The following is a 17,178-nucleotide window of genomic DNA, read 5'->3' as shown; positions in this document are numbered from 1 at the left end:
ACGGGACGTTATTCGACGATATTTGTGCCACCGTCGCGGTCGTCAACTGCGCGTCTGTCGCACTGCGACGCTCGGTCGGCGGTATCGTCTTGTTCAGCACCGTTCTCACTGCTACAGCCCGACATCCCGAGTGCCAGCGGAACACTCAAAGTACGGTACGTCGTTTCAATGTGTTCATATTTCAGATATTAAATGAGAGGATGAAAATATATCAGGTAGTTGTCTCGGTATATATTATCTACGGAGGGCGATACGCCCGGTCGGCAAACCACAGTGGCTAAGCATATGCTCGATATATTCTCCAGATATGCCCAAGATAAGCGTCGAAGTCCCGGCCGAGCTGCTGAACGACATCGACAAGCACGTCGGCGAAGACGGGAAGTTCGTCAACCGGAGCGAGGCTATCCGCGCTTCGGTGCGAAAGACGCTTGACATGCTCGACGACATCGATGAACGGCAGGGACGACTCGACGATGACCAGTGAGCGGTCGGAGGCGGTGCGCGTCGGTCTCGTCGCGCTGTTCGTGACGGCGCTGGTCACCTCGCAGGTGACCGCCTCGAAGCTTCTGGCGTTCTCGCTACCGTTCTCGCTCCCGCTCGCCGGGTCGACGCTCGTCCTGCCGGGGGCCGCGCTGGCGTACGCGCTGACGTTCTTCGCCTCCGACTGCTACGCCGAACTGTACGGCCGCCGGGCCGCGACGGTCGTCGTCAACGTCGGCTTCGCGATGAACTTCGTCCTGCTGGCGCTGGTCTGGAGCACGATTCTCGCGCCCGGCCTCCCGCAGTCGGCACAGCCAGTCGACCTCGCGGCCTTCCGGAACGTCCTCGGGGCCAGCACAGCCATCGTCGTTGCCAGCCTGTCGGCCTACGTCGTGAGCCAGAACTGGGACGTGTTCGTCTTCCACTGGCTTCGGGACCGAACCGACGGCGAGAAGCTCTGGCTCCGCAACATCGGTTCGACGGCCTCCAGCCAGCTTATCGATACGGTCATTTTCGTCGGCGTCGGCTTCGTCCTGTTTCAGGGCGTCCCACCGGCCGAGGCGCTGGCGCTCATCGTCGGCCAGTACCTGTTAAAGCTCGCTATCGCTGTCGTCGACACGCCGTTCGTCTACGCTGTCGTCGGCTTCGCCCGCCGAAACGACGTCGTTACGGCCCCGGCGAGCGCCGACTGAAAACAGCTGCAAGCGGCTTATTCGACCGGTTCAGCGAACGCGTACCGGGGCTTCACGTCGTCGATGCGGACCTCGACTGTTTCGCCCTCTTCGACACCGCTGACGAAGACGGTGAAGTTCTCGACTTTGGCGATACCGTCGCCCTCCTCGCCGATGTCGTCGATGGTGACGTCGATGATATCACCCTCGCGGACCGGCCCGGTCAGGCGGTGTTTCGCCACCAGATACAGCTCCGAGGAGGAGTCCCGCGAGGCGTCGGGACGGACCTCGCGGACGTACTCGAACTCCGGTTCGATGTCGGCGATGAGGTCGTCTAGGTCCTGCCCGTCGAACACTTTCGCACAGAAGTCCCCGCCCGCGTCGAGCAGGTCCGTCGCCATCTCAAAGGCCTGCCGGACCAGATGGACCGACCGGGCGTGGTCGAGGTCGTACTGCCCAGTCATGTTCGGAGCCATGTCGGAGATGACCACGTCGACCGGGCCGCCCTCGCCGTCGCTCTCGCCGACTATGTCCCGGATTTCGTCTTTCGTGCTGTCCTCAGTCATGTCGCCGCAGACGTACTCGACGGTCGGTTCGGGGTCCTCCAAATCGTCGATGGTCTGGCGGTCGACACCGACCAGCGTCCCGCGCTCGCCGATGCGCTCGGCCGCGACCTGCATCCAGCCGCCCGGGGCGGCCCCGAGGTCGACGACGGTCCGTCCCTCGCCGAGCAGGCCGGCCGTGTCGTCCAGTTGCTGGAGCTTGTAGGCTGACCGCGCGCGATACCCCTCCTGCTTCGCTCTGTTGTAGTAGTCGTCTTTGCCCGACATGGTTACCACACATCGCGTGCGTCTCGACCGCCGAAAGATGGCGAAATCGCAGTCATAGTACCACGGAAGCGGTCAGCGCTCAAATGGATGCCGACTCGGAGTTTTCGGTCACCACTGCACGACGGCCGCTATCAGTTGCTCGGAAGCGGACCGGGATGTCGGCAGTTTCCGGGACTACATTATCACCAACCCGAACACGTTCAGTGCCGTTCTTACCGCATAAGAACGCGTCTCAACGGCTGAGATTCGCCGGCCCCATATATACAGATCACGCGCCGAGTCCCATCTGTAGGAAGTGACCTCCCAATGTCAAACATTCCGACGGCGACGCGGAGGCGGGTGTTAGAAGCCCTGGGCGTCGGCACGGCCGCGCTTGCGGGCTGTGCCAGCGCGCCGGGCGCACAAGAGCAATCAACCGAGGCGGAGACAGAGACGACCCCACAGGAGCCAGCTATGAACGCCGCACAACAGACCGACGTTGACCGTATTGCCGCGGACCCGACCGCAATCCCGGAGCCCATCGACCGGTCGGAGCCAAAGACCGTGTCGGTCGAGATGACCACCAAAGAGCAGGTCGCAGAGGTCGAGCCGGGTGTCACCTACACCTACATGACGTTCGGCGACCAGATTCCCGGTCCGATGATCCGGGTCCGCCGGGGCGACACCGTCGAACTCACCATCACGAACGAGGAAAGGAACTCGATGCCCCACAACATCGACCTCCACGCCGTCCGCGGCCCTGGTGGCGGTGCTGAGGCGTCGATGGTCACGCCGGGCCAGACCAAGACGTTCCGGTTCAAGGCCACCTACCCCGGCGCGTTCATTTACCACTGCGCCGTCCCGAACCTCGATATGCACATCTCCTCGGGGATGTTCGGGATGATACTCGTCGAGCCGAAAGAGGGGCTCCCCGAAGTAGACCACGAGTTCTACTTCGGCCAGCACGAGCTGTACACCACCGGCGACACCGGCGAGAAGGGGCACCACGACTTCGACATGGAGGCGATGGCGGCCGAAGAGCCGACGTACGTCCTGATGAACGGCGAGAAGTACGCTATCACGCCGGACCGGTACGGCGCGCCGAGTATCTCGGTCGGCGACACCGCTCGCGTGTACTTCGTGGCCGGCGGGCCGAACCTCGACTCCAGTTTCCACCCCATCGGGTCCGTCTGGGACGAAGTCTGGCAGCAGGGATCTATCGCCGGGCCGCCGAACAAGTTCGTCCAGACCACGCCGGTCAAGCCCGGGTCCTGTGCCATCGCGACGCTCCACGCCGAGGTGCCCGGCCCGATCAAACTGGTTGACCACGCGCTCTCCCGGGTCGCCCGCAAGGGCATGATGGCCGTCATCAACCGCGAGGGTTCGGCAAACCCTGACGTGTTCGAACCGGAAGCCTGAGCGCTTCGCCGGAGTAGCGCTGCGAACTGCCGCGTCGCGTTCTAATCACCCTGCTGACAGTATCGCTCGCGAACGCCGTTCCACTCGCGGTCGCTCGCGCGCACGCGGTTTCAATGAGGGACTTTTTAATGGATGGGGGCATAGTCCGGTTCAAGATGTTCAACGCCATCGTGAGCGCAGACACGCTCCAGGCGACTCTCGACTCTGTGAGCGTGCTGGTGGACGAGTGCAAGATCCACCTCGAAGAAGACGGGCTGGAAATCCGGGCAGTCGACCCGGCAAACGTTGGAATGGTCGACCTGCGGCTCGACGCGGCGGCGTTCGAGTCCTACGAGACTGACGGTGGGCTCATCGGCGTCAATCTCTCCCGCCTCGAAGACATCGCTGGCATGGCCGACGCCGGCCAGCTCGTCCACCTCGATCTGGACGAGGAGACGCGGAAACTCCACATCTCTATCGACGGTCTCGAATACACCCTCGCGCTGATCGACCCTGACTCCATCCGGCAGGAGCCCGACCTCCCGGATCTGGACCTCTCGGCGAATATCGTCATCGAGGGCAAAGACATCGACCGGTCGGTCACCGCCGCGGACATGGTCAGCGACCACATCGCGCTGGGCGTCGACGCGACCGAGGAACTGTTCTACGTCGACGCCGAGGGCGACACCGACGATGTCCACCTCGAACTCACTCGCGACGACCTCATCGACCTCACCCCCGGTGACGCCCACTCGCTGTTCTCGCTGGATTACCTGAAGAACATGAACAAGGCCATCCCGAAAGACGCCGAGGTCGAGATGGAACTCGGCGAGGAGTTCCCGGTCAAGATGCACTTCAGCTTCGCCGAGGGGCAGGGCAGGGTCACGTACATGCTCGCGCCGCGCATCCAGAGCGAATAAGGACAAATGCCGTCCACGCCGCCAATTCCAGCCACTGACTGGCTGCCCGACGACGCCGAGACGGAGACGCTCTCGCTCCCAGACGGCCGGCGGCTGGCCTACGCCACCTACGGCGACACCGACGGCTATCCGGTCCTCTTCTGTCACGGTACCCCCGGGTCACACGTCGCCGCACGGCTGCTTGCCGCACCGGCCCGCGAACGCGGCGTCCACCTCATCGCCCCGGACCGGCCGGGTATCGGGAATTCCGAAGACGCGTCTGTCACGCTCGAAGATTGGCCAGACGACGCCGCACACCTCCTGTCCCACCTCGATGTCGACGCGGCTGGTGCCGTCGGCTTCTCCGGCGGCGGCCCGTTCGCGCTGGCCTGCCATCGATTACCCGAGATAGAGCGACTCGCACTGCTGGGCAGCAGCGGCCCGCCGTCAGTCGGCACAACAGGGCGCGTCCAGCAGTTTGTCAGGGCACTGTCCCGGCACGCTCCGTGGGCGCTCGGGCGGCTGTTCCGGCTGCAGCGATGGTTCGCCCTTCGCCGGGGCCCGTCCTACGCCGTCGGGTTCGTTGCCGAGGAGACACCGGAGACGGACGCCCTGGCAGCCGACGAGGTGGCACGAATCGTCCGTGCGGATATGCTCACGTCGATGGCACGCGGTCCGAGCGGAATCATCCGCGAGCAGCAACTGCTTTCACAGCCATGGCCGTTTGCCCTCGAAGAGATTTCGGTCCCGGTGAGCGTGTTCCAGGGGCAAAACGACGCCAACGTTGCCCCGTCGACGGGGAAAGCTCTCGCACAGCGGCTTCCGGACGCCTCGTTTGAATCGGTCGACGGCGACCATCTCGGGACGTTGACAACTGCTGGCGACGACGCGCTGGCCACCGTACAGCGTCGCACGCGCGTCTGACGTACCGTTTTGTAGGTCTGGTGCTAACGGGCCGGTATGGAGAACCTCGGGGACGCGTACAGCAACCGGCGTTGGGAGGGGCGTGACCCTCGCCGTGTCGTTGCCGGTGCGACCCTGGGGGGTGTCGGCGCGCTGACGGTGGTCGTCGCAATACTGCTGGTAACGACGCCGCTGTCGGCAGTTGTTGGCGCAACTGAGCCCCACGCTGCCGAGAAACTCGGTGGGACACTGGGCGGCCTTGGTATTCCCGCAATGTTCCTGAGTGTCGTTGCCGTACTTCCCTCAAGCCGCCGGGAACAGAGCGGCGTCGCCGTCGGCGCGGTCCTCTGTCTGGTCGGTGTGGGGCTGTTTCAAACGGCGTATCCCTACAACTGGACCGTCGGTGGGCAGACGCTGGCGTTCGAAACGACCATGGCGTATTTCATCGGGGCGTGCGTGGCGTTCTGGTTCGTCTTCACCGCGATGGCGAGCTTCCGGCGGCGGAACAATCCACAGGGTACGGTGAAACTTGAGATTTCTCAAAAAGGCGAAACCAAGACTGTTGAGGTGTCCCCACAGGAGTACAAGCGCTACACGCAGGCGGTTCGCGGCGACGGCGGTACGACCGACGAGGTCATTCAGGAACTGGAGTCGCGAATCGAAGACTAAGCGTAAGTGAGCGTTACTCGGCGGTCGTCGTTTCGTTGCCGCCCCGGTCCGAGTCCGTCATCGAGTCGCGCTCTGTTTCCTCGTCATCGGCGGTATCGTCGCTGTTCTCCTTCTCATCGTCAGCCGCGTCTTCTACACTGTTGCTATCGACCTCCTCGATCTCAACGTCCTTGCCAGCGACTCCGCTTTCCGAGATAACCGGCAAGAGATTGTAGCCGCCGGTACCCTTCTTGACGACGTTGATGTCGAAGACGAACTCGACCGATTCACCGGCGACGACTTCGAACGGCTTGGTGAGCTGGAGCTTCTCGCTCGGGATCTTCACGTCGACAGACTCACCGTCGACGACCCCGTCGACGGATTCGGCGTACAGTTCGATCTTGCTGTAGCGGCCCGCTTCGAGTTCACCGTCGAGAACGCCGATGGCCTTGTCCCCGACGACCTCGGTGAGGTCAACAGTTGCGCCGTCGAGGTCGCGAACCTCGAAGCCACCCTCGTCCTCATCGGCTTCCTCGTCCATGTCCTCGCCATCTTCGGCCTCGTCCTCGGCGTCGTCGTCCGCCGTGTCCATCTCGGTCGACTCGGCCGTCTCCGTCTCAGTTGCCTCGGCCGTCGCCGCTTCCGTCGCTTCAGTCTTGGTCGCGTCTGCGCGTTCGTCCGTCTCCTCGCTGTCTTTGGCCCGGAAGATGCGAGCCTTGGAGAATGACACATCGAGCGAGTCGAAATCGCCGATAGCTGCGGGCTGGTCGCTGATCAGCAACCGGAACGTCCCGACGGTTCCGCCGTCGTCCGTCATCGCGTCCTCGTCGGTGGAGCCGCTGGCACTGGTTCCGTCACCGCTGGTCCCGTCAGACCCCCCCGGAGTCGCTTGACCCGGAACAGCCGGCGAGGAGACCGACCCCGACGCCCGCGCCCGTGGCGATGAACCGTCGTCGTCTCATCGGCCACATCCCATCTGCGCTGTCGTCGCTGTCGATTCTATCGCTGCTGTTACGTACGTACTCATTCCATGACGTGGGATGGGACTGGTGCGTATATGCCCCGTGATAGGTCAAACCATGTGCGCATCTTTGAACGGAATGAACGGTCTGTCCGTATCTGAACGGTTTTACCCCCGTCGCTCCACGTCCTGATAATGGCAAACTCGAACGCGAAGGGCGACCGCCGCGAGCGCGAACTGGTCAACGCACTCGACGAGGCTGGCTTTGCGGTGATGCGCGCGCCGGCCAGCGGGAGCGCCACCGAGCGGGAACTGCCGGACGTGCTCTCGGGCGACGGCGAGACGTTCTACGCCATCGAGGCGAAATCAAGCGCCGGCGATCCCATCTATCTCACCGGTGAGGAGGTCGAGGCGCTGCTGTTTTTCGCCCGGAACTTCGGCGCGAAGCCGCGTATCGGCGTCCGGTTCGACCGCGAGGACTGGTATTTCTTCCACCCGGCGGACCTCCACACGACAGACGGCGGCAACTACCGCGTCAAGAAGGAGAAAGCCCTCTCGGACGGGACTGACTTCGAGGAGTTCGTGGGCAACTCAGAGAAGGTCACGCTGGACGAGGTGGGCGACGACGGCCCCGACCAGAGCGTGCTGGATGTGCTGTCGGCCTTCGAGCGCGGCGACCTCGACAAGGAGGACGCCGCGGCAATGCTGGAGTAGCGGTTCGCAGGCGTTCGGTTACTGGCTCCCGCCGCCGACGAGTTCGGCATCCTCGACGCGGCGGAGCCGTGACAGGGGAAAGGCGTATTCTCGCGGTTCGGACGCGCTGACGGCGTCTGAAAGATATGCGGCCAGCACCACGAGGTCATCGGGCGGGTAGCCGTTGTTGGTGTCGTAGTCGGCGACTGTCTCGTCGGTCGCCTCGATGGTCCCGTCGTCGGCCGCCGTGTCGGTGACAGCCGTAACGACGAGCCTGTCGCCCGTCTCGCGGTCCCGCACGATGTCGCCGGTTTCTAGCCGACAGCTGCCACAGAGGTGGGGTGGCCCCGCGTCCGCGGCGACGAACGTGACGGTCCCACAGGCGTCACAGACCGCCCGTTGCTTGCCGGGCGGTGCGACCCGTCGTGCGGTGATTTCGATAGCGACGCGCCGGAGGTGTTTGCAGCGCTCGCCGCGGATACGGTTGTCGGGGCAGGAGCAGGACCGACGTGCGATGTCGACGAGGTACGTGCTGTCGCTCTCCGTCGTCACGGCGTACGTGCTGCCCGCCCGTGGTCGGACAGCCATGCGCTCGGTCCACGCGCGGGCGGCCCGGTCCGGGAGGGATCGGAGGTCCGGTGCAAGTGCGGTACTCTGCCGGTCGGCTGCTGACTCGATGAGCGTCATAGGTGCGGACGCGGCTGTATTTTCCAATGCGTCCAGTTGAAACGTAGGTGCTACACGCTGGTAAATCGCTCGGCCAGCGGGCTCCGGCGCTTCGATACCCTTTTTGCCGGCCCTGTGAAACCGCAGAGCATGGATATCGAGCGGGAGACGCTCCTGCAAATCGTCATCTCGGCGGTCGCCGTCGTGCTGTTCGTCGGCGCAACTGTTACCGTCTCACAGATGTATCTCAGTGGGTCAACCGTAGAGGCAACGGGCGGCTACGCGCTCATCGGCGCAATCGGGCTGTTCGTCGTGTTTATGACCGCTGCCGGCCTCTGGCTCGAACGCCAGCAGTTCTAGGCGTCGGCCTCTTCGTCGCCCTCGTCTTCGCGCCAGTCGACCAGTTCCTCCTCGTCGGTGTCGTCTAACTTCTGCTCGTAGTAGCCCATAGGGTGGGAAATCGCCTCACAGAGGTCGTCCATGTTGACACAGTCGCCGTAGGACTGCATGGTCGAACACGCCGGCGTCGAGTACTCCGTCGGGCTGGTCTCCCCGCGAATGTGGTCGACCTGATAACGGGTGGCTTCCTCGCCGAAGCCAGGGTTGACCTGGAACAGGTCGACGATCTCGTCCGTCGTCATCCCGATGCCGACGAGGAAGGTCGCGATGGCAAACCGGGAGTGGTGTTCGAGATGCTCGCCCTTCTGGACCCGGTCGAGAAGCGATTTCATGCAGGGCGGAAACAGCTCCGGGACGACGGTGTCGATCTCGCGGGTGAGTTCCAGTTCCGAGAGGACTTCCTCTAACCGGTCGACCTCCGCTGTCAGTTCGTCGGCGATGGCGTCGGGGACGTTGAACGGCAGGCCCTCAGTGACGCGGTGACGGATCGCCTGTTTCAGCAGGACGTGCAGTTCCTCGGCGGTGATCCTAACCTGGCCGTCTGCCAGTGGCCGATTGACCAGCCGCCAGGAATCGCCCCGCTGGTCGGCTGCCAGGTCGAGATACGCGCCGACCTCGACGCGGTAGCCGTCGCCGGCGTCCCGGACAGCGCTCGCGAGGTCGAACTCCGCAAGCAGTTCCGTGCGGTCCAGCGTCTCGCGCTGGGTCGATTTCAGCTCTGTGGTCGTTTCGAACTCCTCGGTGAACCGGTCGTACGCTGCCTCGGCTTCCGCCTGCGCGTACTTCCGGGTACAGATGTGGACGTCGACGAGCGAGACGAGCACGCGGGCGACCGGGTACGAAAGCAGTTCGACGCGAGTCCGCCGGTGTGGCTCTCCGACGGTCCCGTCAGTGATTGCCGACTCGACCCGCTCCAGCGCGCGCGCCGTGACCGTCTCGTCCGTGGCGACAATCTCGCCTAGGTCCACCGCCGCGGCTTCGACGGCCTCCCGCGACCGCGCCAGAAAGGGGTAGCGTGCGTGGAGCGGTTCCATTGCCACCACCTTTCGGATGGGAGCGAATAAAATTGCCGTCACCGAGATAGATAGTGTCAGGTTCCCAAAAGGTAGTCCGGCAGCGAAGGCGGCTAGACTGTGGGGCTATACACATAGACCCGGACCGGCGACAAGTGAATACAGCTAGTAGACAAGCAAATACCTGCAATCCCCTACTGACAGGGTGTGGTAAGGACGCGGGTCGGCGACGACACTTGGTCCGGTCGAGGAACCGGACCAGTGCAGTCACTTGCGACGCGGTAGCTGCCAAACGACACACTGAACACACCGATGACGCACGAACACGACGCCAATTCACAAGAGGGCATCAGAGCGACGTTCGAAGAGTACGACGTCGGCGCGGACACGGTCGCCCACATCGGCGACCCCGAGAACCCGTCTGCGTGGATTCAGTCGACGGTCTTCGTTGACGTAACTGAGTAGCGCCAGTCCGCAGTCGGTCGGCGACATCAACGTGTCAAGCGGTTTTGCGTCTGTATAGGACGAATATCCCCACGACCCTGAGATATTATATCACTTCTCAAATATTATTTGCGCCACGGGAGCGAGCGTCTGCTTCTTGGACGGCTGCTAGCTTAGCGATTCAGAGGGAGCGGCGGACCGTTTCCGTGGCGCTCCGGACCACAGTCTCGGACGGAACGTCTTCAGCTACAGTGGTCCCGGCTCCTACGACGGCGTTTTCGCCGACCGTGACGCCGGGGAGGACCACCGCGCCAGCGCCGACGAAAGCCCCGTTCTCGATGACTATCTCGTCGAACGTGTCGTTCTGGAACTCCATGCCTGTGTCGGTGAAGTCGTGGGTTACACCGACGATAGAGGCGTTGGGTCCGATCTGGACGGACTCGCCGACTGTGGCGTTCTCGACGTAGGCGTTTGCGTTGATATCGGTCGGTCCGTGGATAGTCGCCTTCTTGATCGAAGTCCCCTCGTAAATCTGGACGCCGTCGTCTATGTCGGCGTCGTGGATCGTCACGTATTCTCGAATCTCGACCGTGCCCAGCGTCGCATTCTCAATCTGCGCGGTCTCGTGGACAGCCATATGCAGCCATCAGCCCCGACCGTAATCATCGTGGTGTCGAACGGTGGGTGTTTGCATCCCGACTCAGGGAGGCCGGCCGTCCGGGTATCGCGTGTTACACCCACCAGTCAGAAAACCCTACCACCCTCGATCTCTCGGTCGGCTGTTCGGTCCTCGCGTCCGGGGCGAGAACGGATCTCCTCTACAGCTCGTTCCGCTCGCCGTTCCGGTCGGAGGTTCTTCGCTGCGCTCAGACCGCTCTACGTCCCTCGTGGGTCGTCCCTCCCCGCTCGGGTATCCGAGGCCTCCCTCCGGTCGGCTTCACTATGTCTCGCGGCTTCGCCGCTCGGCTGATAAGTGGTCTTCGCTGCGCTCAGACCACTCTACGTCCCGTGCTGCCAGGAATCCATATACTCGGCCTGTGCGTCGGTTAGCGAGTCGAAGTCGACGCCTTCGGCGTCCAGTTTGATTTCGGCGACCTCCTTGTCCAGTCGATCGGGGACGGCGTGAACGCCGGCCTCGTACTCGTCGCCGTTCTCGACCAGTTCGCGGACACAGACGGCCTGCACGCCGAAGCTCTGGTCCATCACCTCGACGGGGTGCCCGAGTGCGATGGGCGTCGCGAGGTTGACCAGGCGGCCCTCGGCCAGCACGTTCAGGCGGCGGCCGTCGGCCATCTCGTAGGTCTGGACGCCGTCGCGAGCCTCGTAGGTGTCGACGGCGAGGTCGGACAGCGCGTCGAGGTCGACCTCGACGTCGAAGTGACCGGCGTTGGCGAGCAGGACGCCGTCCTGCATCGCTTCGAAGTGCTCCTCGACGATGACGTCGCGGTTGCCGGTGGTCGTGATGAACACGTCGCCTTCGGCGGCGGCCTCGGCCATCGGCTTCACTTCGTAGCCCTCCATGTGCGCTTCGAGCGCGCGGCGAGGTTCGACTTCGGTGACAATCACGTCGGCGTTCTGGCCGCTGGCTTTCTTCGCGACACCTTTGCCGCAGTCACCGTACCCGGAGACGACGACGGTCTTGCCGGCCCACGAGAGGTTCGTCGTCATCGCAATCGAGGCCAGCGCGGACTCGCCGGTGCCGTGGACGTTGTCGAACAGACGCTTCATCGGCGTGTCGTTGACCGCGAACACCGGGTAGTCGAGTTCGCCGTCCTCGTCCATCGCGCGCAGCCGGTGGACGCCGGTAGTCGTCTCCTCCGCGCCGCCGATGATTGTGTCGATGAGTTCGGGGTAGTCCTCGTGGATGGCCGCGACGAGGTCCATGCCGTCGTCGACAGTGATGGTCGGCTCGTGGTCGATGACGGCCTCGATAGCCGCGTAGTACTCCTCGTCGTCGACGCCGCGCTCGGCGTAAGAGGTGATGCCGTCGACGGCGTCGAGTGCGGCGCTCACGTCGTCGTGTGTCGAAAGCGGGTTACAGCCGGTGATAGCGACCTCCGCGCCGCCGACCGCGAGGATCTCCGCAAGGACAGCGGTCTTGGCTTCCACGTGCATCGCCATGCCGATGCGTTCACCGGCGAAGGGCTGGTCAGCCTCGAACTGCTCGCGGAGCGCGCCGCAGATGGGCATATGCTGGATGGCCCAGTCCATCTTTCGGCGGCCGGAATCGCGTGCCTCGTCGAGGTCGTCAAGTCGCTCGGAAATAGGCGTCGTCATGGCACGATAGAGGAAGAGAACTCCTAAAACGCTACCGAAGCCGCTCAGTTGCCGCGGTCAGCGGGCGGACCGGCGTCGTCCGGTCGGCCGCGGTCGCCGCCGTCGTCATCGTCGCTGTCGTCGCTATCGTCGCCGTCATCGCCGTCGTCCTCTGACTCCTTGGAGTCGCTGTCCTCGTCGTCTTCAGCGCTCTCTTCGTCGTCGGACTCGTCCTCCGATTCCTCGTCTTCAGTTTCGCTCTCTACGTCTTCGCCGTCGTCCTCGTCTTCGGTCTCGTTCTCTTCGTCTTCCTCCTCGGATTCCTCGTCGTCGTTACCGCGGTCCTCGGGCGGGCCGGCGTTCTCGGGCGGACCGCGTTGGTCGTCCGTCTCGTTCTCGTCCCCGGTCTCGTTCTCGTCGTCACCGAAGATATCGGCCGGCGGACCCTGCCGGTCGCTGGGGTGAGTCTCGTTGTCGGCAGACTCGTTCTCACCGGTGACGTGTGCGGGCGGGCCGGCGTGGTCCGGCGCGTTGCCGGGGTTGTTCGCCGTCACGAAACTGGCGACTGCCGGGCCGATGCCGCCGGTCCGGTTCTCGTCACTCAGCAGGTCGTTGACGTAGGCCGATACCCGGAGGCCGAAGGTGTCGAACTCGGTGACGTTCGCGGCCGCAACGGTCAGGTCCGCCGTCGTCGTCGCGGTGTGGTTGTCCGCCGTCGCCGTCACCTCGACCGTGACGTTCTGCTCGGGTGCTGACAGCCCGACCGTGCCGTCAGCGTCGGTCGTGTAGTTGCCCGTTCCGGCGTAGGAGGCGTTGTCAACCGTCTCGACAGCTACCGAGGCGTTCTCGACGCCCGTCTCGTTCGCCGTGACCGATACCGTCGCCGTGCCGTCGTCGGCCTGTGTGACGCCGACCGCGAGCGTGTTGCCCGCGGCAGTGTTGCCGGCCGAGTCCGCCCCGGCGGCCAGTCCCGGCCCGGCGGCCAGCACGACCAGTCCGACAGCGGCGTACAGTGCGAAGAGTTTGGTGCGCATCGTGCCCGATAGGTTCGCCGAGAGGGCGATAAACACCCCCTCCCGTTCAACTCGTTCACCCCGTTCGCGGCCGCGGCGAGACCGTCCAAAAATCGTCGATATCGTTTATGCGCTGTTCTCGTCGTTTAGTTACCACTTCACTTCGATTGGCTAAGAGTCGGCGCGTTCAACCAGCGCGGCGGCGTGTTCGTTCGCCCGCTCCCGCACCGCCGCCTCGTCGAACACCTCGACAGTGCGGTCCCGCATGAGCACCTCGCCGTCACAGACCGTGTGTCGCACATCGCTCCCGTTGACGGCGTAGGCCAGGTGCGAGACGAGGTCGTGGGCCGGGGTCAGGTGCGGCGCGGCAAGGTCGATGACGGCTAAATCAGCGTTCGCACCGGCCTCGATGCGCCCGCTGTCGAAGCCCAGCAGGGCCGCGCCGTTTGCCGTCGCCATCTCGACGACCGTGCCCGCGTCGACCGCGCTGGCGTCGTCGGCCGCGAGCTTGCCGAGCATCGCCGCGTCGCGCATCTCGTCGAACATGTCGAGGTCGTTGTTCGAGGCCGCGCCGTCGGTCCCGATGCCGACGGTGACGCCGGCGTCAAGCAGGTCCTGTACCGGAGCCATCCCGCTGGCGAGTTTCATATTCGAGGCCGGGCAGTGGGCGACGCCGGTGCCCGTCTCGGCCAGCAGGTCGATTTCGCTGTCGTCGACGTGGACGCCGTGGGCCACGTACGTGTCGCCGTCGAGCAGGCCGATGTCGTCGGCGTAGGCGAGCGGACGCTGGCCGTGTTCGTCGACGATGGGGGTCACCTCGTCGCGCGTCTCGTTGGCGTGCAGGTGAATCGAGAGGTCGTCGTCGAGGGCCCGCGGGACGAACTCCCGGAGGTATTCCTCGCCGACGGTCGTGAGCGAGTGCGGCTGGAACGTCGTCCGAACCCGGCCGTCGGCCGCGCCATCGAGGTTTCGAGCCACGTCGAGGCTCTCTTCGAGGTCAGCCCGCGCGCCCTCGTCGTCTTTGCCGACCGTGACCGCCGTGAACCCGAGCACCGCCCGCATCCCGGCCTGGTCGACGGCCTCAGCGATTTCCTCGACCGCGAAGTACATGTCCGAGAGGCTGGTCGTCCCCGAACGAATCATCTCGACCAGCCCGAGTTCCGCGCCGGCGCGGATGTCCTCGGCGGTCAGTTCCGCCTCGACCGGCCAGACATCCTCCTGGAGCCACGCGTCGAGGGGCTTGTCGTCCGCGAGGCCGCGCAGTAACGTCATAGCGACGTGTGTATGAGCGTTGACCAGCCCGGGAATGACGAGGCCGTCGCTGGCGTCGAGTTCGTCGTCACCGTCCAGTGTGCCCGGTTCGTCGACCGCCACGATGTCGCCGCTATCCTGTGAAACCAGTACGTCCGCACGCTCGACGGTCATGTCCGGCCGGAGGACCTGCCCGCCGGTGACGAGGAGTTCACTCATGCCGATGGCTTCGCAACCGCGGGTCTTAGTTCGCCGGGTCGACAGCGCCGCCGTGTGTCGTATTACCACGCCTTTCTGCGAGGTAGCGGTGACAGCAGTGCCTGTTCCGCAGAGGTCTTTCGGCTCCGGCGCGTTCAAGCGGGCAAGAGAATGGCGGCGGCAGAGCAACTCCGGCAGCGGGTCAGCGCGATTCGGCACGGGAGCCCAGTCCGAATGCTGCTTGCCGTCGCCGCCGGCTGGTTCCTCGTCCTCGGGATGCGGTTTGTCGTGCCCGCGGTTCTGCCGACGATACGAGAGGAGTTCGTCATCTCGAACGCGCAGGCGGGGCTCGCGGTCACGGTGCTCTGGCTCACGTACGCGGCGGTTCAGTTTCCCGCTGGGGTGCTGATCGACCGAATCGGGGAGCGGACGCTGCTGGTGGCCGCGGCGTTGCTGTCCGGCGTCGGGCTGCTGGGCTACTTTTTCGCGCCGGTGTTCTCGCTGTTCCTCATCGCGACGGGCGCGTTCGGGTTCGGGACGGGACTGTACGGCCCCACCCGGGGGACCGCCCTCTCGCGGACGTTCGACGCCCGCGAGGGGACCGCCTTCGGTATCGTGATGGCCGCCGGCTCCCTCGGAGCGGCCGCACTGCCCGCCGTCGCCGCGTTCGTCACCACACGGTACGGGTGGCGGCTGGCACTTGCCAGCGCCGCCCCCCTGTTCATGCTTGTCGCCGGCGCGCTCTGGCTCTCGGTGTCGGACCGTCCGACCGGCGAGTCCGAACGGAGCCTCCGGCGGGACCTCCGAACGGTTCTCACCGGCTTTCGCAACCGCCGGCTCGTGCTGTCGGTTTCAGGCAAGACACTGATGCTGTTCGCCTTTCAGGCTGTGACAGCGTTTCTCACCACGTACCTAGTCACGGTCCGGGGTATCTCACAGGGGACCGCCGGGGCGCTCCTTTCGGTGCTGTTCGTCGGTGGCGCGCTCTCACAGACAGCCACTGGCCGGCTCGCCGACCGATACGGAACGCCCAGTGTCCTGACCGCTGTCGCGCTCGTCAGTACCGTTCCACTCGTGCTCATTCCGTCCGTCCGCGGCGTCGTGCCGCTGGCCGTCGTCTCCGGCCTCATCGGGGTTCGGATGAGCGTCGGCCCGCTGGCAAACGCCTACATCGTCGACACGCTGCCTGACGCTGCCGAAGGGACCGGCTGGGGGCTGCTCCGGACCGGTTTCTTCGCGATCAGTTCACTGGGCTCGACGGCTGTCGGCCTGCTCGCCGACCAGAACCTGTTTGCCGTCGCGTTCTACGGTCTCGCTGGCCTGACGCTGCTGGCTGCGGGGACCTTCGTTGCCCTCCCACGCCGGGACCGCCTGTAGCGGCTCCGCCCACAGGCCCCGGCCAGCCTGAGGGGAAAGACAGTTGCCCCACGGCCTGCCAGTAGGCGTATGCGAATCGCCGTCCCCAACAAGGGCCGCCTGCACGAACCAAGCGAGGAACTGCTCGAACGGGCCGGCCTCCATCTGGTCGACGGGGCCGACCGCCAACTGCACGCCGACACCGTTGACCCGGACGTGACCGTCCTGTACGCCCGCGCCGCCGACATCCCCGAATACGTCGCGGACGGCGCTGCCGACGTGGGTATCACCGGTCTCGACCAGGTCCGAGAGTCCGACGCCGACGACCTCGTCGAACTCCGGGACCTCGATTTCGGCCGCTGTCGCCTCGTCCTCGCCGCACCAGAGGACAGCCACGTCGAGACAGTCTACGACTTCGAGGGGGGCCGTATCGCCACGGAGTTCCCGACCATCACCCGCCGATACTTCGACCGCGTCGACGTGGACGTGGACGTGACTGAGGTGTCCGGTGCGACGGAGCTGACCCCCCATGTCGACATCGCCGACGGTATCGTCGACATCACTTCGACCGGGACGACGCTCCGGATGAACCGGCTGGCCGTCGTCGACGAGGTGCTCGAAAGCTCCGTGCGCCTGTTCGCCCGCGAGGACACCGCCGACAATGAGAAAGTAAAGCAAGTCGACACCGCGCTCGGCTCGGTCCTCGCCGCCGAAGACAAACGCTATCTGATGATGAACGCCCCCGAGGACGCCCTCGATGACGTGAAAGACGTGCTTCCGGGGATGGGCGGCCCCACCGTGATGGACATCGCCGGCTCCGACCAGCTCGCCGTCCACGCCGTCGTCGAGGAACGCGCCGTCTTCGAGACGATTAGCTCACTCAAGGACGTGGGCGCGAGCGACATCCTCGTGACTGAAATCGAGCGGCTGGTGGAATAGTACCTTTTTACTGCGGAGGGAATCCTCTGCCGCTTTGTGGCCTGCGGGTACCCCCCGCTTGTGAAAATCTACGTTAAAAAGGCTCCGAGTCGCGGCCTGTGGCCGCGCTCAGAGTAAAACCGCGCCTCCGGCGCGGTATGCAAGCCGCGTCCGTCCCGCGCCGCAAACGACCGAGGGCGTT

Annotated in this window: 19 protein-coding genes and 1 pseudogene; 11 read left to right on the top strand and 9 right to left on the bottom strand. The window is 64.8% G+C overall.

All coding sequences use genetic code 11. The annotated features are described in order from the left end of the window. Positions 1-8: 8 nt before the first annotated feature. Complete coding sequence (locus D3D01_RS23680; protein WP_158600450.1) at positions 9-149, bottom strand: hypothetical protein; 141 nt, start codon at positions 147-149, stop codon at positions 9-11. A gap of 158 nt (positions 150-307) precedes the next feature. Here D3D01_RS23680 and D3D01_RS09645 point away from each other — a divergent pair, with 158 nt between their 5' ends. Then, positions 308-484, top strand: a complete 177-nt coding sequence (locus tag D3D01_RS09645) for a ribbon-helix-helix domain-containing protein (protein WP_101348929.1) — start codon at positions 308-310, stop codon at positions 482-484. Beyond that, positions 474-1,172, top strand: coding sequence for a queuosine precursor transporter (locus D3D01_RS09640; RefSeq protein WP_121512039.1), 699 nt, complete (start codon positions 474-476; stop codon positions 1,170-1,172). Before D3D01_RS09645 ends, D3D01_RS09640 begins: the two co-directional genes overlap by 11 nt. Before the next feature lie 17 nt (positions 1,173-1,189). Here the strand turns inward: D3D01_RS09640 and D3D01_RS09635 are convergent, their stop codons facing one another. Beyond that, on the bottom strand, positions 1,190-1,981 hold the full coding sequence (locus tag D3D01_RS09635) for a 23S rRNA (uridine(2552)-2'-O)-methyltransferase (protein WP_121512038.1): 792 nt from the start codon (positions 1,979-1,981) through the stop codon (positions 1,190-1,192). 306 nt (positions 1,982-2,287) lie between these two features. Between D3D01_RS09635 and nirK the strand changes: the two genes are divergently transcribed. The 4 genes from nirK to D3D01_RS09615 all read left to right on the top strand — a co-directional run bounded on the left by nirK (position 2,288) and on the right by D3D01_RS09615 (position 5,829). Beyond that, the gene (nirK, locus tag D3D01_RS09630; RefSeq protein WP_121512037.1) at positions 2,288-3,379 is read left to right on the top strand and encodes a copper-containing nitrite reductase; all 1,092 of its coding nucleotides are present in this window, start codon (positions 2,288-2,290) and stop codon (positions 3,377-3,379) included. Between the two features lie 155 nt (positions 3,380-3,534). After that, the gene (locus D3D01_RS09625) at positions 3,535-4,278 is read left to right on the top strand and encodes a DNA polymerase sliding clamp (RefSeq protein WP_004516027.1); all 744 of its coding nucleotides are present in this window, start codon (positions 3,535-3,537) and stop codon (positions 4,276-4,278) included. A gap of 6 nt (positions 4,279-4,284) precedes the next feature. Beyond that, positions 4,285-5,181 (top strand): alpha/beta fold hydrolase, encoded by an 897-nt coding sequence (locus tag D3D01_RS09620; RefSeq protein WP_121512036.1) that lies wholly within the window; start codon positions 4,285-4,287, stop codon positions 5,179-5,181. A 36-nt stretch (positions 5,182-5,217) separates the two neighbouring features. Continuing rightward, on the top strand, positions 5,218-5,829 hold the full coding sequence (locus tag D3D01_RS09615) for a hypothetical protein (protein WP_121512035.1): 612 nt from the start codon (positions 5,218-5,220) through the stop codon (positions 5,827-5,829). A gap of 13 nt (positions 5,830-5,842) precedes the next feature. Here the strand turns inward: D3D01_RS09615 and D3D01_RS09610 are convergent. Next, positions 5,843-6,770, bottom strand: a pseudogene (locus D3D01_RS09610) (DUF4382 domain-containing protein). 194 nt (positions 6,771-6,964) lie between these two features. Between D3D01_RS09610 and hjc the strand changes: the two are divergent. Then, entirely contained in the window at positions 6,965-7,483 is a 519-nt protein-coding gene (hjc, locus tag D3D01_RS09605; RefSeq protein ID WP_121512034.1) for a Holliday junction resolvase Hjc, read from the top strand. Between the two features lie 18 nt (positions 7,484-7,501). Here the strand turns inward: hjc and D3D01_RS09600 are convergent, their stop codons facing one another. Next, entirely contained in the window at positions 7,502-8,149 is a 648-nt protein-coding gene (locus D3D01_RS09600) for an SWIM zinc finger family protein (RefSeq protein ID WP_121512033.1), read from the bottom strand. Positions 8,150-8,278: 129 nt separating this feature from the next. Here D3D01_RS09600 and D3D01_RS09595 point away from each other — a divergent pair, with 129 nt between their 5' ends. Further along, entirely contained in the window at positions 8,279-8,488 is a 210-nt protein-coding gene (locus D3D01_RS09595) for a hypothetical protein (RefSeq protein WP_101348921.1), read from the top strand. Here D3D01_RS09595 and priL read toward each other — a convergent pair. Then, positions 8,485-9,561 carry a DNA primase regulatory subunit PriL gene (priL, locus tag D3D01_RS09590; RefSeq protein WP_101348920.1) on the bottom strand — a complete coding sequence of 359 codons (1,077 nt, stop codon included), beginning with the start codon at positions 9,559-9,561 and terminating at the stop codon, positions 8,485-8,487. The two genes, D3D01_RS09595 and priL, sit on opposite strands and share 4 nt — an antisense overlap. 291 nt (positions 9,562-9,852) lie before the next feature. Between priL and D3D01_RS24045 the strand changes: the two genes are divergently transcribed. Then, a complete protein-coding gene (locus D3D01_RS24045; RefSeq protein ID WP_198560206.1) occupies positions 9,853-10,005 on the top strand; it encodes a hypothetical protein in 153 nt (50 codons plus the stop codon). Between the two features lie 160 nt (positions 10,006-10,165). Here D3D01_RS24045 and D3D01_RS09585 read toward each other — a convergent pair whose 3' ends face one another. The 4 genes from D3D01_RS09585 to D3D01_RS09570 form a co-directional block, all read right to left on the bottom strand. After that, positions 10,166-10,621, bottom strand: a complete 456-nt coding sequence (locus D3D01_RS09585; RefSeq protein ID WP_121512032.1) for a DapH/DapD/GlmU-related protein — start codon at positions 10,619-10,621, stop codon at positions 10,166-10,168. 362 nt (positions 10,622-10,983) lie between these two features. After that, positions 10,984-12,261, bottom strand: coding sequence for an adenosylhomocysteinase (locus D3D01_RS09580; protein ID WP_101348918.1), 1,278 nt, complete (start codon positions 12,259-12,261; stop codon positions 10,984-10,986). A 44-nt stretch (positions 12,262-12,305) separates the two neighbouring features. Next, complete coding sequence (locus D3D01_RS09575) at positions 12,306-13,274, bottom strand: hypothetical protein (RefSeq protein ID WP_121512031.1); 969 nt, start codon at positions 13,272-13,274, stop codon at positions 12,306-12,308. 150 nt (positions 13,275-13,424) lie between these two features. Continuing rightward, a complete protein-coding gene (locus D3D01_RS09570) occupies positions 13,425-14,723 on the bottom strand; it encodes an amidohydrolase (RefSeq protein WP_121512030.1) in 1,299 nt (432 codons plus the stop codon). Between the two features lie 213 nt (positions 14,724-14,936). Here D3D01_RS09570 and D3D01_RS09565 point away from each other — a divergent pair, with 213 nt between their 5' ends. Both D3D01_RS09565 and hisG read left to right on the top strand, forming a co-directional pair. Then, on the top strand, positions 14,937-16,079 hold the full coding sequence (locus tag D3D01_RS09565) for an MFS transporter (protein WP_101351378.1): 1,143 nt from the start codon (positions 14,937-14,939) through the stop codon (positions 16,077-16,079). 69 nt (positions 16,080-16,148) lie between these two features. Further along, positions 16,149-16,997 carry an ATP phosphoribosyltransferase gene (hisG, locus tag D3D01_RS09560; protein WP_121512029.1) on the top strand — a complete coding sequence of 283 codons (849 nt, stop codon included), beginning with the start codon at positions 16,149-16,151 and terminating at the stop codon, positions 16,995-16,997. Positions 16,998-17,178: the final 181 nt, after the last annotated feature.

It is taken from the genome of Haloarcula sp. Atlit-7R (assembly GCF_003666065.1).
GTDB lineage: Archaea > Halobacteriota > Halobacteria > Halobacteriales > Haloarculaceae > Haloarcula > Haloarcula taiwanensis.
The sequence above is the reverse complement of the archived record's forward strand: the minus strand, read 5'-3'. Positions and strand labels throughout refer to the sequence as shown.

What these genes read in the sequence shown, in the direction of transcription:
- D3D01_RS09645 (WP_101348929.1), top strand. Translation starts at nt 308, where the DNA reads ATGCCCAAGATAAGCGTCGAAGTCCCGGCCGAGCTGCTGAACGACATC.
- D3D01_RS09640 (WP_121512039.1), top strand. Translation starts at nt 474, where the DNA reads ATGACCAGTGAGCGGTCGGAGGCGGTGCGCGTCGGTCTCGTCGCGCTG.
- D3D01_RS09635 (WP_121512038.1), bottom strand. Translation starts at nt 1,981, where the DNA reads ATGTCGGGCAAAGACGACTACTACAACAGAGCGAAGCAGGAGGGGTAT.
- nirK (WP_121512037.1), top strand. Translation starts at nt 2,288, where the DNA reads ATGTCAAACATTCCGACGGCGACGCGGAGGCGGGTGTTAGAAGCCCTG.
- D3D01_RS09625 (WP_004516027.1), top strand. Translation starts at nt 3,535, where the DNA reads ATGTTCAACGCCATCGTGAGCGCAGACACGCTCCAGGCGACTCTCGAC.
- D3D01_RS09620 (WP_121512036.1), top strand. Translation starts at nt 4,285, where the DNA reads ATGCCGTCCACGCCGCCAATTCCAGCCACTGACTGGCTGCCCGACGAC.
- D3D01_RS09615 (WP_121512035.1), top strand. Translation starts at nt 5,218, where the DNA reads ATGGAGAACCTCGGGGACGCGTACAGCAACCGGCGTTGGGAGGGGCGT.
- hjc (WP_121512034.1), top strand. Translation starts at nt 6,965, where the DNA reads ATGGCAAACTCGAACGCGAAGGGCGACCGCCGCGAGCGCGAACTGGTC.
- D3D01_RS09600 (WP_121512033.1), bottom strand. Translation starts at nt 8,149, where the DNA reads ATGACGCTCATCGAGTCAGCAGCCGACCGGCAGAGTACCGCACTTGCA.
- D3D01_RS09595 (WP_101348921.1), top strand. Translation starts at nt 8,279, where the DNA reads ATGGATATCGAGCGGGAGACGCTCCTGCAAATCGTCATCTCGGCGGTC.
- priL (WP_101348920.1), bottom strand. Translation starts at nt 9,561, where the DNA reads ATGGAACCGCTCCACGCACGCTACCCCTTTCTGGCGCGGTCGCGGGAG.
- D3D01_RS24045 (WP_198560206.1), top strand. Translation starts at nt 9,853, where the DNA reads ATGACGCACGAACACGACGCCAATTCACAAGAGGGCATCAGAGCGACG.
- D3D01_RS09585 (WP_121512032.1), bottom strand. Translation starts at nt 10,621, where the DNA reads ATGGCTGTCCACGAGACCGCGCAGATTGAGAATGCGACGCTGGGCACG.
- D3D01_RS09580 (WP_101348918.1), bottom strand. Translation starts at nt 12,261, where the DNA reads ATGACGACGCCTATTTCCGAGCGACTTGACGACCTCGACGAGGCACGC.
- D3D01_RS09575 (WP_121512031.1), bottom strand. Translation starts at nt 13,274, where the DNA reads ATGCGCACCAAACTCTTCGCACTGTACGCCGCTGTCGGACTGGTCGTG.
- D3D01_RS09570 (WP_121512030.1), bottom strand. Translation starts at nt 14,723, where the DNA reads ATGAGTGAACTCCTCGTCACCGGCGGGCAGGTCCTCCGGCCGGACATG.
- D3D01_RS09565 (WP_101351378.1), top strand. Translation starts at nt 14,937, where the DNA reads ATGCTGCTTGCCGTCGCCGCCGGCTGGTTCCTCGTCCTCGGGATGCGG.
- hisG (WP_121512029.1), top strand. Translation starts at nt 16,149, where the DNA reads ATGCGAATCGCCGTCCCCAACAAGGGCCGCCTGCACGAACCAAGCGAG.